Origin of the sequence: Rhabdothermincola sp. (genome assembly GCF_036846205.1) — a bacterium.
Taxonomy (GTDB): Bacteria; Actinomycetota; Acidimicrobiia; order Acidimicrobiales; family Acidimicrobilacustridaceae; genus Rhabdothermincola.
In genome coordinates this window covers 23,261-37,640 of the sequence record NZ_DAIUCK010000016.1, presented here as the reverse complement: position 1 = coordinate 37,640, position 14,380 = coordinate 23,261, and the positions used below count along the sequence as shown (strand labels likewise).

The window sequence follows — 14,380 nt, the reverse complement described above, 5'->3', positions numbered from 1 at the left end:
CACCCACCCTCCGGGAGCTGCAGGCCTTCGCTGAACGGCAGCTCGCCAGCTACAAGCTGCCCGAGGCGATCCAGATCGTGGAGGAGCTGCCACTCACCGCCATGCAGAAGATCGACCGGCAGGCGCTCGCCCAGCGGGTGGCGGGCCTCACCCGCGACCGCCGCGCCCCGGGACTGCCGGAGTAGCGGACATGAGACCGACCGAGCTCGCTGGCACGCGAGAATGGTGAGCGCTGTGCCCACCGTCCCCCCGAACCGCAGCTCGCTCTCGCTCCGGCTGGCCGTGCTCGTGGCGTCGTTGAGCCTGCTCCTCGCGGCCTGTAGCGAGGCCGCGGGAGGGGGTGGAGCCTCGGGCGGCGCGACCGGGGAGCAGGCCGCGGCGAGCAGCGCTGACGCGCCGCCCGACCAGGGTCTCGACCCGCTCCCCGATCCCGGCGTGGCTCCCGGGGCGTGCAGGCAGGTCACCTACACCCCGCCCTCCGCGGTGCAGGCCTTCCAGGGCGAACTGTGCCGACCCGAGAAGGACCAGCGCGACGTGGCGGTGATGATCGTCCACGGAGGCAGCGGCGTGAGCGGTGGGCCGACCGGCATGCGCCCCTGGGCCAGCCGCCTGCTCGCCGAGGGCTACGTGGTGCTCATGCCCGCCTACCACCTCTTCACCCCCGGCGGCGAACGCCCGGTGTTCCCCCGCCCGGAGCAGAACATCAAGGCTGCGGTGCAGTACCTACGAGGGACCGCGAACGCGACCGGTATCCGCCGCGAGCGCATCGTCGTGCAGGGCATGTCGGCCGGGGCCCGCCTGGGATCGGTCGCCTACACCCACCCGGATGACCCGTACTTCCAGGGGCCGGAGCTGTGGCCCGGCATCTCCGACGAGGTGAACGGGTTCATCGGCTTCTACCACACCTACGACGGCTCGATGCAGTACTCGACCCAGTACTACGGCGGTCCCGACGACAGCAAGGATCCCCAGGTGCGAGACCGCTGGGATCATGCCGACGCGATGGCCAGCGCGAGCGCGGCCCGAGGCCCGGCGCTGTTCATCACCGGCGACCGGGACTGGAACCTCATCATCGAGCACCAGAACGAGTTCGCCGAACGGCTCCGCTCCGCTGGGCAGCAGGCGACCACCGTCGTGATCGAGGGCGGTAGTCACGGGTTCGACTCGAGTGGCGGCAAACGGCTGAGCAGGCTGGGCGAGCAGGCTGCATCGGAGGTGCTCCGATGGCTGAACGACCGCTTCCCGCAACGGCCGCCGCGGCCAGCGGAGGCGTCGTCGATCGACCTGGCCAACGCCCCGAACTACACCGGTGGACCCCCACCGACCTTCGAGCAGCGCCGGCGGGTGACCCGACCCACGCCGACCACGACCGCCTCGGCGGGTGGCACGACCACCGTGCCGTCGACCACCACGCCGGCCAGCACGATCCCTCCGCCGTCGACCACCGTGACCACCATCGAGGCCACCACGACCACGACACTCGAGCCTCCCCCGACGGTCACCACGGCCCCGGCGATCGAGACCGGCACCGGCGGCTGACCGGCCTCCCGGACCACCAGCCGGGCCGTCAAGGCGAGCGCGCCGCCAGGTGCTCGCGTAGCGTGGCCATCTCCGCGAAGACCCGACCCGCGTCGACCGGGGTATCCCACGGCTCACCACGCAGCTCGCGGTAGGCACGATCGACCTGGAACGCGAGCCGCTCCGGTTCGGTCCACCCGAGGTAGGGGCCGAGCTCGATGCGCTTGGCTGCCTCCAGCGGTGGCAGGCCCTGGTCGAAGAAGCGCCGGGCCTCGCCGTGGACGTAGGTCAGGTACTCCCGCTGCTGGCGGAGCGAGGTCACGTCCCCCAGCGGTCCGTGCCCGGGCACCACCACGGCAGGGTCGAGCGCCTCCAGACGCTCCAGCGCGGTGATCCAGCCGGCGAACGTGCCCTCCCAGCCGATCGGGGTACAGCAGTTGAACAGGATGTCGCCGGTGAAGACCACCCCTTCCTCGGGAAGGTGCACAACCACATCTCCCGCGGTGTGCGCCGGCCCCACGTAGAGGAGCCGGGCCATGGTGTCGCCAAGGTCGAGATCGGTGTCGCGGTCGATGATCGTCGTGGGCGGGGTTGGCTCGATCCCCCGGAAGTCGAACCGTCGCAAGGCGCGAACGAACTCGGCCATCGGGCCGAGGCTGGCGTCGTCCGCGTCGCAAAGCGAGACGAACGTCTCCGGTCGAACGTCTCGGGCCATCCAAGCCGCGCACAGCCGGTGCCCGATGATCTCGGTGCCAAGCTCCGCGAGGAGCTGGTTGCCCCAGCAGTGGTCGCCGTTGTGATGGGTGTTGACCAGCCGACGCGGCGGGCGCGGATCGATCGAGCCGTAGAGCGCAACGAGCCTGCGGGTGCGGGGCAGATCCCAGAAGGTGTCGACCACGAGCCCGCCGCCCCGGTCGACGAATCCGCTGTTGCTGTAGCCGAGTCCTTCGTCGGGCTGCAAGCAGGCATGCACGTGGGGTGCCACCTCGACCAACTCCACGATCCGCGAGCCTAGGGATCGGGAGACGGCGACGCCCGACACGCGACCTGGCAGGACGTCAGGCAGACCCCTAGCGTGGAGCGAATCCGGCACCGTCATCAGTGGGAGAAGGATGAACGACGCTGGCCCGACCCGCCCCAGCCCGATCGTCATGGTCGTGTTGATCGCCGTTGCCCTGGTCGCGGCGGCCTGCGGGTCAGAGGGCGGGAAGCCTCGGACCGAACAGCTCCAGAACACCGGCGTCATCGAGGACAACGGCGCGGCCCTCTCCGGAGGACAGATCATTTACGGCATCGAAGCCGAGTCCGACGGGTGGAACCCGTCGAACAGCAAGTGGGGCCCGGCAGGGCTCCAGGTGGCTCGGACCTTCTTCGACACCCTCGCCGCCTACGACGCGGACGGCCACGCGCAGCCTGATCTCGCCGAGGCACTCGTTCCGAATGACACCTACACGGAATGGACCATCCGCCTGCGCCCCGGTGTCAGGCTGCACAACGGCAGAACGGTCGACGCGGCCCTGGTCAAAGAGAACTTCGACTTCCTCAAGTCCTCGGTGCTCACCTCCGCGCCGTTCGAGCCGATCGAGTCGTTCGAGGTCCTCGGCCCGCTCGACGTGCTGGTGCGGATGAAGCGACCGTGGGTGAACTACCCCTACGCCCTCACCACCCAGATCGGGGTGGTCGCCGACCCGGACTGGCTTCGCAGCGGGTCGAAGACCGACCCGGTCGGCACCGGTGCCTTCGTGTTCAAGGAGTGGGTGCCCGACGCGCGGCTGATCGTGGAGCGGAACCCGGACTACTGGCGGGTGGACCCTTCCGGCACCCGCTACCCCTACCTGGACCGCATCGAGTTCCGCCCGCTCTCCGACAACGATTCGCGAGCTGCGAGCCTCGAAGCCGGCAACATCGACATCATGCAGGCCGCCACCGCTCGCCAGCTCGAGCATTTTGCGGAGCTGGGCGAGCAGGGCACGTTCCAGGTCTTCAACGACGTCAGCGGTGAGACGGCCGAGGTGTTCATCCAGCTCAACACCATGGCTCCGCCGTTCGACGACCTGGAGGCCCGCCGGGCTCTGGCCCTCGCGACCGACGCACAGGCCTTCGTGAACACCCTCCACGACGGCTTCTACGAGGTCGCCCGCGGCCCCTTCTCACCCAGCTCCCCGTGGTACACCGAGACCGACTACCCCGGCTACGACCTCCCGTCAGCGAAGAAGGCGGTCCAGGAGGTCAAGGCACGCCACGGCGGCCGCTTCTCGTTCAAGATCCTCGGCGGTGGGGACGCCTCCTCCCTGAGCGCCCTCCAGCTCCTGGAGAGCCAATGGGAGCAGGCGGGCATCGACGTGCAGATCGAACCGATCGAGCAGGCGCAGCTGATCACGAACGTCGCCACGGGCAACTACCAGGCGACGATCTGGCGGCAGTTCGACTCGCCGCACCCGCTCGGCGACTCCGTCTGGTGGCACCCGAACACCGCCAAGCCGATCCCCGAGATCGCGCTGAACTTCGCCCGCAACCGCGACGAGCGGATCGGTGCGGCGCTCGACGAGGCCCGGGAGACCACCGACCCGGCTCGTGAGAAGGAGCTCTACCAGCAGGTGCAGCGGTACCTCGCCGAGGATCTCCCCTACATCTGGCTCTACCATGCGCAGATCTCCATCGTGGCCAACAACCGGCTGGTGAACGTGGTGAACTACCGCCTGCCGGGCGGCCAGAAGGGCATCGAGCTGCTCGGCGGTAGCCACCCGCTGTGGCAGGTCTGGCTGCGCAGTTGACCGCTCGTGGGCCAGACTCGGCGCGACCTGCTGGCGCGTTCGAGGAGGGAACGTGGGCACTCCCCGTCTGGATGTCGAGCGGTACCGGGTTCCCGCCGGCACGGTGGTCGACCTCGCGAACTGGCCGACCTCCGACCACGAGCATTCGGGGAGTCACAAGAACGACGCGACCAGGCAGTTGGCCGAGCTGAACGAGAAGCTCGCCGATCTGCAGAACCTGCTCGCTGCCGGCCGGCAGCACAAGGTGCTGGTCGTGCTCCAGGGCATGGACACCTCCGGCAAGGACAGCACGATCAAGCACGTGTTCCGGACCATCAACCCGCTCGGCGTCACTGCGATCAACTTCAAGCGCCCGAACGATGCCGAGGCCGCTCACGACTACCTGTGGCGGGTACACCAGCGGGTGCCCGAAGCCGGCCGGCTCACCATCTTCAACCGCAGCCACTACGAGGACGTGCTGGTGCCGCGGGTCCACCGGCTCGTGCCGGAGGAGGTGTGGCGGCGTCGCTACGGGCACATCGCTGACTTCGAACGGATGCTCGCCGACGAGGGCACGATCATCCGGAAGTTCTTCCTGCACATCTCACGCCAGGAGCAGCGCCGGCGGCTGGAAGAGCGGCTCCGCAACCCCCGCAAGCAGTGGAAGTTCCAGCACGGGGACCTCGAGGAACGCAAGCTCTGGGACGACTACCAGCTCGCCTACGCGGAGGCCATCAGCCGCACCAGCACCGAGCAGGCGCCGTGGTACATCGTGCCCGCGGACCACAAGCCGTACCGCAACCTCGTGGTCTCGACCGTGTTGATCGAGGCCCTCGAGTCGCTGGGTATGTCCTACCCCCGCCCCGCCGGCGACCTCGACAGCATCACTGTCGAGGACTGACGACTCTCAGGCCACGGGGCGGCCGGATGCCGCCAGGCGGGCATGGGCTCGTTGCAGTGCCGCCTGAGCGGTGACGTCGTCGCCGCGACGGATGGCCTCCTCCGCTCGCTCCTGGGCCCGCCGGGCTCGTTCCACATCGATCTGGCTGCTCAGCTCGGCCATGTCGGAGAGGATCTTCACCTGGTCGTTCGACACCTCGATGAACCCGCCGTGCACGGCGGCGATCTCTTCGCGACCGTCCGTCAGGCGGATCGACACGGGGTGGATCGCGAGAGCACCGATGAAGGGGGCGTGACCCGGCAGGAAGGCGATATCACCCCCGCCGATGGTGCGCGCCTGCACCATCGTGGCTTCCGCCGAGAGCAGCGTGCGCTCCGGCGAGACGAGCTCGACGTGCAGCGGCATCAGGCGTTCTTCTCGAGCTCGCGTGCCTTGGCCCGGGCTGAGTCCGCGTCACCGACGTTGAGGAAGGCCTGCTCCGGCAGATCGTCGAGGTCACCGTTGACCAGCTGCTCGAAGGACTCGACCGTGTCCTCGACGGGCACTGTCACCCCCTTGAGACCAGTGAACACCTCGCCCACGTTGAACGGCTGGGAGAGGAACCGCTGCACCTTACGGGCCCGGTCGACGGTGATGCGGTCCTCCTCGGAGAGCTCGTCGAGGCCGAGGATGGCGATGATGTCCTGAAGCTCCTTGTACCGCTGGAGGACCTCCTGGACCCGCCGGGCCACGTTGTAGTGGCGCTCGCCCACTACCTCTGGTGCCAGGATGGTCGACGTCGAGGCCAGCGGATCCACGGCCGGGTAGATGCCGAGCGACGCGATCTGGCGTGACAGCTCGGTGGTGGCATCGAGGTGGGTGAACGTCGTGAACGGCGCCGGGTCGGTGTAGTCGTCGGCCGGCACGTACACGGCTTGGAGGGAGGTGATGGACCGGCCTCGGGTCGAGGTGATGCGCTCCTGCAGCTCGCCCATCTCGTCCGCGAGCGTGGGCTGGTACCCCACGGCGGACGGCATGCGCCCGAGCAGGGTCGACACCTCCGAGCCAGCCTGCACGAAGCGGAAGATGTTGTCGACGAACAGCAGCACGTCCTGGCCCTGGACGTCACGGAAGTACTCGGCCATGGTCAGCGCAGACAGCGCGACCCGCAGGCGCACGCCCGGGGGCTCGTCCATCTGCCCGTAGACCAGGGCGGCCTTCTCGATCACACCCGATTCCTGCATCTCGAGCCAGAGATCGGTGCCCTCACGGGTCCGCTCTCCCACGCCGGCGAACACCGACACGCCGCCGTGCTCGGTCGCCACCCGGTTGATCATCTCCTGGATGAGCACCGTCTTGCCCACCCCAGCGCCACCGAAGAGGCCGATCTTGCCACCGGCGAGGTACGGCGTGAGCAGATCGATGACTTTGATGCCCGTCGGGAACATCTGGGCCTTGGGCTCGAGCGCATCAAAGGGCGGCGGTTCACGGTGAATCTCCCAGCGCTCCGAGATGCCCTCCAGCTCCGGGGTGTCGAGCGGCTCGCCGATGACGTTGAAGACGTGACCGAGCACCGCGTCGCCCACCGGCACCGAGATACCCCGCCCGGTGTTGCGCACCGGCGTACCGCGCTTGAGGCCGTCGGTGGGCTTCATGCACACCACCCGCACCCGGCTGTCACCGATCTGCTGGGCGACTTCGGACACCACGGTGACGTCTTTGCCGTCGATGGTGACGGTCATCTCGAGCGCGGTGTTGATCTCCGGGAGGGCGCCGCGAGGGAACTCGACGTCGACCACCGGACCGGCGATGGCCACCACTCGGCCATCCTTCAGCTGCTGTCCCGTGCTCGGCTGGTTGTCGGTGACGGTCATCGGTGATTGGTCTCCTGTGCTGCGTGCGAGCGGTCTGGCGTCAGTGGAGCGATCGGGTCGTGTCGAGACGATCGAGGTGCTGGTCGAAGAGGTGCTCGGGCATCAGATGATCGACGAGGATGTCTTCCTTTTCGCCCTTGCCCTTCTTGAGGGCCTCCGCACCACCCACGATCTCCATGATCTCGGTGGTGATGGCATCCTGGCGCGCCCGGTTCATGATCCGGGTGAGGGTGATCTTGAGCTCCTCCGCGTTGTCGGTCGCCGACTTCATGGCTCGCTGGCGAGCGGCGTGCTCAGAAGCCGATGCGTCGAGCAGCGCCGAGTAGATGCGAGCCTCGACGTAGCGAGGAAGGAGCTCGCCGAGGATCACCGTCGGCGACGGCTCGTACTCCAGATCCGCGCTCGGCCCCGGGGCGCCGTTGCCGTCCTCCTCGACCTGGAGCGGCAGGAACCGCCGGATGACGGCCTCCTGCGAGCCTGCCGACGCGAACCGCCAGTAGGCGAGGTCCACCGACTGCAGCTCCCCGTTCTCGAACGGACCCCGGATCGCCCCCGCGATCTCGCGGGCTTGATCGTAGGTGGGCTGGTCGGTGACCCCGGTGAAACGGGCCGCGATGCGGTAGTTGCGGAACGTGAAGTAGCTGATGGCCTTGTTGCCGACGCACACCAGCTCGTAGTCGAGCCCCTCGGCGCGGTAGGCCTGCACCTCGCGTTCGGCCATGCGAATGATCGTGTTGTTGTACGCGCCGCACAGGCCCCGGTCGCTGGTGATGACCACGATGGCGGCCTTGTTCGCCTCGGGATGGGTTCGCAGGAGCGGGCTGTCCTTCGCGGCACCGGCCTTCACCAGGTCGAGGATGACCGCGGTGATCTGCTCCGCGTACGGGCGGGCCGCGGCGGCCCGCTCCTGGGCCTTGACGACCCGGGTGGCCGCGATCAGCTCCATGGCGCGGGTGATCTTCTTGGTGGACTCGACGCTGCGGATGCGCCGGCGAAGGATGCGCTCCTGGCCTCCCGCCATGGGCTAGCCCTCTTCCTCGGCGCGATGGATCTCGTCTTCGGGCAGGGTGGCCTCGGCCCGGCCGCCCGCCCGCCGCAGCTCGGCGTCACCGACCTCCTCGCCCGCGGGCTGCTCTCCCACGGTCTCGGAGGGCACGAACTCATCCTTGAACGCGGCGACTGCATCGGCGAGTGCATCGCCCTCGGGGAGGTCGCCCGTCTCGCGGATGGTCTGGAGGATCTCCGGGTGGCGACCACGCATGTAGTCGAGCAGGTCGTTCTCGAAGCGCTTGACGTCCGCCACGGGGATGTCGTCGAGGTAGCCACCGGTGCCGGCGAAGATCACCACCACCTGCTCCTCCACGGGCATGGGCGAGTTGAGACCCTGCTTGAGCAGTTCGGTGAGCCGGTAGCCGCGCTCGAGCTGAGCGGCGGAGACCTTGTCGAGCTCGGAGCCGAAGGTGGCGAAGGCCTCCAGCTCCCGGAACTGCGCCAGGTCCAGCTTGAGCGTGCCGGAGACCTTCTTCATCGCCTTGATCTGCGCGGCACCACCCACCCGGGACACCGAGATGCCCACGTCGACCGCAGGGCGAACACCCGACTTGAAGAGGTCCTCCTGGAGGTAGACCTGGCCGTCGGTGATGGAGATCACGTTGGTGGGGATGTACGCCGACACGTCGCCGGCCTTGGTCTCGATCACCGGCAGCGCCGTGAGCGACCCCGCACCGAGTTCGTCGGAGAGCTTGGCCGCCCGCTCCAGCAACCGGCTGTGCAGGTAGAAGACGTCCCCGGGATAGGCCTCACGGCCGGGCGGGCGTCGCAGGAGGAGTGAGAGCTGCCGGTAGGCCTCGGCCTGCTTGGACAGGTCGTCGTAGACGATGAGCGCGTGCTCGCCGTTGTCCATCCAGTGCTGGCCCATCGCGCAACCGGCATAGGGGGCGAGATACTTGAACGGCGCGGGATCGGACGCGGGTGCGACCACCACCACCGTGTAGTCGAGCGCGCCGTGCTCGCGCAGGGTGTTCACGGTCTGGGCGACGGTCGAGCTCTTCTGCCCGATGGCGACGTAGATGCACTTCACGCCCTGACCCTTCTGGTTCAGGATCGTGTCGATGCAGACGGTCGTCTTGCCGGTCTTGCGGTCGCCGATGACCAGCTCGCGCTGACCGCGGCCGATCGGGGTCATGGCGTCGATCGACTTGATGCCGGTCTGGAGCGGCTCGTGCACGGGTTTGCGGCCGGTGATGCCGGGCGCCTGGATCTCCATCCGGCGCATCGATGCACCGGTGATGGGGCCCCGACCGTCGATCGGCTCGCCCAGTGCGTTGACCACCCGCCCCAGCAGCGCGTCGCCCACGGGCACCTGGAGGATGTTGCCCGTGGCCCGGACCGCGGAACCCTCCTCGATGGCCGCGGCCCGCTCGGCGTCACCGAGAACCACCGCACCGATGGAGTCCTCGTCGAGGTTCAGGGCCAGTCCAACCGTGCCGCCCTCGAACTCGAGCAGCTCGTTCACGGCAGCGTCAGGCAAGCCCGAGACCCGCGCGATGCCGTCCCCGACCTCCAGCACCCGGCCGACCTGCTTGGTCTCGAGCTCCGGTTGGAAGCCCGCCAGGTTCTTCTGCAGAGCGGCCGTGATATCGGCGGTGTTGATGGTGAGTTCAGCCATTGGCGTTCTCCTCAGAACGACTCGCGCAGCTTGCTGAGACGGGACCGGACAGAGCCGTCGATGACGGTGTCGCCGATCTGGGTCACGATGCCCCCCAGGACGTTGGGGTCGACGATCACGACGATGTCCACATCCCGTCCCGTGGCTTCCTTGATGGACTCGGCCAGCCGCTTCTTCTGGTCATCGGTGAGCTCCACCGCGGAGCGCACCTCCGCCACCGACTTGTTGCCCGATGCTGCGGTGCGGGCGAGCAGGTGGTCGACGATGTCGGAGAGCTCACGGATGCGCCCGGTGCCCACCACGAGCGACACCAGCGCGATGGTGGTGGGGCTGGCCTTTCCACCGAGAAGGTCCTCGACGATCTGCTGGCGCTTCTCTACCGGGAGGTGCGGGTCGCCGAGCGCTTGACGGAGATCGTCGTTGCCCTCGACCACCCGGGCGAAGCGGAAGAGCTCGTCCTGGACCTCGTTGACGTTTCCCTCGGCGGCCAGGACATCCAGGAACGCCTCGGCGTACAGGGCGGTTCGATCGCTCATCGGGCGCTCACCCCCGACGACCGCAGGCTGGTGATGTAACGCTCGACGAGCTCGGCCTGGGTCTGGCCGTCGAGGTTCCGGGCCACCACCGCCTCAGCCGCTCCCACGACCAGCTCGGCGAGCTCCGCCTTGAGATCCGCGGCGGCCTGGGCCTTCGAGGCCTCGGCGTCCGCGGCCACTCGTGCCCGCAGCTCGGCGGCGTCCGCTTCGGCCCGCGCCGCGATCTGCTCGGCGAGGGCAGCCGCGGTCTGATGAGCCTCGGAGCGGATCCGTGCCCGTTCCTGATCGGCGTTGGCGATCCGGCCCTCGACATCGGCCAGCGCGGCTTCGGCCTCCATACGGGCGGTGGCGGCCTCGGAGAGCTCGTTACTCAGCCGCTCGATGCGCCCGTTCCAGAGGTTGCGGATCGCGGGACCACCCTTCCAGATGAGCAGGGCCGCGACCACGATGAACGCGGATGAGCCCCAGATCACCTCATTGAAGTCGTGGGGGAGGATGAAGCCGTTCCCCGCGTGCCCGCCGCCTTCCGCTGCGAGAACCAGGAGGTTGACCATGTCGTGTCCTGCTTTCGTGCTCAGTTCTGCGAACCGGCGCGGTTCACGTAATCCTCGATGATCTGCAGCTGTGCCTGGCGGTCGAGCGGCTTCTCCACCACCGCGCCGGCTGCCGCGACGACGATGTCGGCCAGGCTCTCGCGAAGTTCGGCTCGGGCCGCGGCCTTGGCGGCGGCCACCTCCTGCGCGGCCTGGGCCCGCACCGCCGCCGCATCGGCCTCGGCCTCGGCCATCACCGCCTTGCGCTTCGCCTCGGCCTGGGCCCGGGCATCCTCGAGGATGCGCACCGCCTCGGCCTTCGCGCTGGCCAGGCTCGCCTGGTACTCCGCGAGCTTGGCCGCGGCAGCCTCCCTCGCCTGCTCGGCTGCGGCGAGGTCAGCCCGAGCCTTCTCTTCCCGGCGTTCCATGCCCCGCAGGACCGGAGGTAGCAGGACGAACTTCATGAGGATCCACAGCACCGCGAAGGTGAGGGCGCCCCAGAACAGCTCGTTGGAGACCGGGAGGATCGGGTTGGAGGATTCATCCTCCTGGATCGCCTGAGAGATTTCGGAGGCGACCCGGAGGGCCGTGGCGACGACCACGTGATGCTCCTTTGGTCGGTGATCAGACGAACTTGAGGAGGATGAACACCACGAAACCGATGAGGGCCAGCGCCTCGGTGAAGGCGATGCCGAGGAACATCGTGGTGCGGACCATGCCGGCCGCCTCCGGCTGGCGGGCCATGGCCTGGACGGACTGCCCGACCAGGTAGCCGATGCCGATGCCCGGACCGATGGCCGCGAGGCCGTACGCGTAACCGGCGCTCTGGGCGGCCGCCGCGGCCTTGACGTCGGCGGCGGTCTGCGCCGCCTCCTGGGCGATGATGCCGAGCGTGGACAGGGTGCTCATTGTCGTGTGTTTCTCCTCGTGTGGTGAGTTGGAGATCTCAGTGGTCAGGATGCATGGCGCCGCCGATGTAGACGGCCGCCAGGATCGTGAAGATGTAGGCCTGCAGGAATGCCACCATCAGCTCGAACCCGGTGAGCGCGACGAGCATGAAGTACGACGCGGGCAACACCGCGAGCAGCGGGCCGAGCACCCAGAGAGTGATGCAGAGCACGCTGAAGGTGACCAGCAGGATGTGGCCGGCGAGCATGTTGGCGAAGAGTCGGACCGCCAGGGAGAACGGTCGAACGATGAAGGTGGAGATGAACTCGATCGGGGTCACCAGCAGATAGAGCGCCGCCGGTACGCCGGGCGGGAAGAGGGCGCTCTTGAGGTACTTGATGGGTCCCTGGTGCTTGAACCCCACGGCGATGAAGAAGACCCAGGTGATCATCGCCAGCAGGGCGGGGTTGGCCATGCGGGCGTTCGCCGGCATGTGGAAGAAGGGGATGATCTCGAACAGGTTCCCGATCAGGATGAAGAAGAACAGGCTCGCCAGGTACGGCAGGTACCGCATGCCGTCGGGACCGATGGTCTGCATGATGATGCCGTCCTTGAGGAACCCGACAGCCGATTCGGCGAGATTCTGTGCGCCGCGGGGTACCAGCTCCCCCTTGCGTGCCATGAAGAAGAGCAGGGCGGTGGCCACCACCGCGATCACGTTGATGAGCGCGATCTTGTTGAAGCCGTACCACGTGCCCTCGCCGAAGGCGCTCGGCCACTCGACGATCGTCTTGAACTCGGGGAACTCGAGACCGAAGATCACGTTGGGGTGTACTCCTGGGTCTTGGGCTTGAGGCCCGGGAAGGCGAGCGAGGCGGAGACGTACTTCATCTCCCAGAACAGCAGGCCGAGATGGGTGACGATGATGGTCACGCCGAGGGGCACCAGCTCGACCCACCATGCGTCGCGCACGAGCAGGACGGCGGCGAAGATGATGGCGAGCCGGATCAGGAAGCCGAACATCGCGGCCACGCCCATCATGGCCACCGAGATCCTCGCCGAGTAGGCCATGACGGTGGCGGCGAGCACGAAGTTCACACACACCAGGCCGATCGCGTAGCCGGTCGACAGCGCGCCGGGTACGCCCCAGATCAGCCCGAACGCGACGATCATCGCCGGGGCAGCCCACGCGGCCCGGCGCAGCATGTCGCGCACGAGCTGCCCCTCGGGGGCAGGACCGTCAAGCGTCCTCGTGAGGGCCTCAGTCATGACGCTTGGCCCATGGCGCGCTGGCCTCGTGCTGTTCCATCTCGATCTTGTATCCGTAGTAGAGCTTCACGCTCACACCCGCGAGCCCGACGACAGCGAAGATGACCGTGAGGATCGGGGTGATCCCCAGCGAGCGGTCGATGAGCAGGCCGACCAACGCGAAGAGCACCGGGCTGAGCGCGAGCTCGAACCCTCCGCTGCTCTTGTACATCTGCTGCGTGACTTCGCGCCGTTGCGAAACGTCCACCAGACAACCCTGATCCGGAGCTTGTGAAGCAGTTCGCAAACTATTCGGGGTGCCCCTGCTCCGCAAATCCCCGGTCCTCGGCCCGGACCGGGGCGGCCTGGGTGTCCGGTCGCGATCCTCGCAGGCTCGGGTGCAGGATGGTGGACAGGGCCAGCAGGAGGGCGGCGATCCCGATGGGGACGATCCCGTCGCCCCGACCCGAGTACGTGGGATAGAGCACGAAGCCCGAGAGCAGCGCGGTCCAAGCCCAGAGGATCAGCACGCTGCGCCAGTGACCGTGCCCCAGCCGCATCAGCCGGTGGTGGAGGTGATCCTTGTCTGCCGTGGCCACCCCGGTACGGCGAGTAGCCCGCCGCACGATGGCCAGCAGCGTGTCGAGGATCGGCACCCCCAGGATCAGCAGCGGGATGAGCAGCGGGGCGAAGAAGAAGAATGACTGGCCGCTGAAGGGCTGGTCGGTGCGGCCCCCCACCACCATGGTCGAGGCCGCCATCAGCAGGCCCAGCAGCAGGGCGCCACCATCACCCATGAAGATGCGGGCCGGGTGGCGGTTCCACGGCAGGAACCCGAGGCACATGCCCACGATGATCACCGCCAGCAGGGGACCGACGTTCCCCGCCTGCAGTAGTCCCGCGTCCGTCAGCTGGAGCGCGTAGAGGAAGAAGGTGCCCGCCGCGATGGCCACGATCCCGGCAGCCAACCCGTCGAGCCCGTCGATGAGGTTGATGGCATTGGTCATGCCCACCACCCACAGCACGCTGACCAGGTAGCTCCAGTCCGGCGAGAGCAGGAAGGTGCCCTGGAACGGCACACGCAGCACGAGCAGGCTCACCCCCGAGATGACCAGGACGCTGGCGGAGACCACGATGCCGGCGAGCTTGGCGGGAGCCGAGACCTCGCGCAGATCGTCGATCACCCCGACGGCGAGGATCAGCAGGCCTGCCACCAGCACACCGAGGGGCTCGGTGCTCCCGGCGAAGACCTCGTCGAAGGCATCGAGTCGCCAAGCGACTGCCATCCCCGCGACCAGCCCGCCCATCATCGCGACGCCACCGAGAGTCGGTGTCGGCCTCTCGTGCACTCGGCGCTCGTCGGGCTTGACCACCGCACCGAGGCGCACCGAGAGCCGGCGCACCAGTGGCGTCAGGCCCAGGGTGATCACCACAGTGACGGCCAGGACCGTGACGTAGGCCTCGAACGACGGCACGGGCCCG

General features: G+C 68.2%; 16 protein-coding genes and 1 pseudogene. 4 read left to right on the top strand and 13 right to left on the bottom strand.

Annotation, left to right across the window (positions count from 1 at the left end; all coding sequences use genetic code 11):
* Positions 1 to 185, top strand: a pseudogene (locus V7004_RS04030) (hypothetical protein); the annotation flags it as partial.
* Between the two features lie 49 nt (positions 186 to 234).
* Positions 235 to 1,539 (top strand): alpha/beta hydrolase family protein, encoded by a 1,305-nt coding sequence (locus V7004_RS04025; protein WP_334142364.1) that lies wholly within the window; start codon positions 235 to 237, stop codon positions 1,537 to 1,539.
* A gap of 28 nt (positions 1,540 to 1,567) precedes the next feature.
* On the opposite strand, the gene V7004_RS04020 is transcribed toward V7004_RS04025, so the two are convergent.
* Positions 1,568 to 2,518: an MBL fold metallo-hydrolase gene (locus V7004_RS04020; protein ID WP_334142363.1), complete on the bottom strand. Its 951-nt coding sequence runs from the start codon at positions 2,516 to 2,518 to the stop codon at positions 1,568 to 1,570.
* A 112-nt stretch (positions 2,519 to 2,630) separates the two neighbouring features.
* On the opposite strand from V7004_RS04020, the gene V7004_RS04015 reads away from it, so the two are divergent.
* Complete coding sequence (locus V7004_RS04015) at positions 2,631 to 4,292, top strand: ABC transporter substrate-binding protein (RefSeq protein WP_334142362.1); 1,662 nt, start codon at positions 2,631 to 2,633, stop codon at positions 4,290 to 4,292.
* A 52-nt stretch (positions 4,293 to 4,344) separates the two neighbouring features.
* Entirely contained in the window at positions 4,345 to 5,172 is an 828-nt protein-coding gene (locus tag V7004_RS04010; protein WP_334142361.1) for a PPK2 family polyphosphate kinase, read from the top strand.
* Between the two features lie 6 nt (positions 5,173 to 5,178).
* Here V7004_RS04010 and atpC read toward each other — a convergent pair whose 3' ends face one another.
* The 12 genes from atpC to V7004_RS03950 are packed head-to-tail and all read right to left on the bottom strand — an operon-like array spanning position 5,179 to position 14,373.
* A complete protein-coding gene (gene atpC, locus V7004_RS04005) occupies positions 5,179 to 5,577 on the bottom strand; it encodes an ATP synthase F1 subunit epsilon (RefSeq protein WP_334142360.1) in 399 nt (132 codons plus the stop codon).
* On the bottom strand, positions 5,577 to 7,025 hold the full coding sequence (atpD, locus tag V7004_RS04000) for a F0F1 ATP synthase subunit beta (RefSeq protein WP_334142359.1): 1,449 nt from the start codon (positions 7,023 to 7,025) through the stop codon (positions 5,577 to 5,579). Before atpD ends, atpC begins: the two co-directional genes overlap by 1 nt.
* Before the next feature lie 40 nt (positions 7,026 to 7,065).
* Positions 7,066 to 8,046: a F0F1 ATP synthase subunit gamma gene (locus tag V7004_RS03995; RefSeq protein ID WP_334142358.1), complete on the bottom strand. Its 981-nt coding sequence runs from the start codon at positions 8,044 to 8,046 to the stop codon at positions 7,066 to 7,068.
* Positions 8,047 to 8,049: 3 nt separating this feature from the next.
* Positions 8,050 to 9,693 carry a F0F1 ATP synthase subunit alpha gene (gene atpA, locus V7004_RS03990; RefSeq protein ID WP_334142357.1) on the bottom strand — a complete coding sequence of 548 codons (1,644 nt, stop codon included), beginning with the start codon at positions 9,691 to 9,693 and terminating at the stop codon, positions 8,050 to 8,052.
* A gap of 11 nt (positions 9,694 to 9,704) precedes the next feature.
* Complete coding sequence (atpH, locus tag V7004_RS03985; RefSeq protein WP_334142356.1) at positions 9,705 to 10,229, bottom strand: ATP synthase F1 subunit delta; 525 nt, start codon at positions 10,227 to 10,229, stop codon at positions 9,705 to 9,707.
* Positions 10,226 to 10,783 (bottom strand): F0F1 ATP synthase subunit B family protein, encoded by a 558-nt coding sequence (locus tag V7004_RS03980; protein WP_334142355.1) that lies wholly within the window; start codon positions 10,781 to 10,783, stop codon positions 10,226 to 10,228. Before V7004_RS03980 ends, atpH begins: the two co-directional genes overlap by 4 nt.
* A 20-nt stretch (positions 10,784 to 10,803) precedes the next feature.
* Positions 10,804 to 11,364: a F0F1 ATP synthase subunit B gene (atpF, locus tag V7004_RS03975; protein WP_334142354.1), complete on the bottom strand. Its 561-nt coding sequence runs from the start codon at positions 11,362 to 11,364 to the stop codon at positions 10,804 to 10,806.
* Positions 11,365 to 11,386: 22 nt separating this feature from the next.
* Entirely contained in the window at positions 11,387 to 11,671 is a 285-nt protein-coding gene (gene atpE, locus V7004_RS03970; protein ID WP_334142353.1) for an ATP synthase F0 subunit C, read from the bottom strand.
* A gap of 37 nt (positions 11,672 to 11,708) precedes the next feature.
* Entirely contained in the window at positions 11,709 to 12,473 is a 765-nt protein-coding gene (atpB, locus tag V7004_RS03965; RefSeq protein WP_334142352.1) for a F0F1 ATP synthase subunit A, read from the bottom strand.
* Positions 12,470 to 12,919, bottom strand: coding sequence for an ATP synthase subunit I (locus V7004_RS03960; protein ID WP_334142351.1), 450 nt, complete (start codon positions 12,917 to 12,919; stop codon positions 12,470 to 12,472). The genes atpB and V7004_RS03960 overlap by 4 nt, the downstream gene beginning before the upstream one ends.
* Positions 12,912 to 13,166: an AtpZ/AtpI family protein gene (locus tag V7004_RS03955; protein WP_334142350.1), complete on the bottom strand. Its 255-nt coding sequence runs from the start codon at positions 13,164 to 13,166 to the stop codon at positions 12,912 to 12,914. The genes V7004_RS03960 and V7004_RS03955 overlap by 8 nt, the downstream gene beginning before the upstream one ends.
* Before the next feature lie 40 nt (positions 13,167 to 13,206).
* The gene (locus V7004_RS03950; protein WP_334142349.1) at positions 13,207 to 14,373 is read right to left on the bottom strand and encodes a glycosyltransferase family 4 protein; all 1,167 of its coding nucleotides are present in this window, start codon (positions 14,371 to 14,373) and stop codon (positions 13,207 to 13,209) included.
* Positions 14,374 to 14,380: the final 7 nt, after the last annotated feature.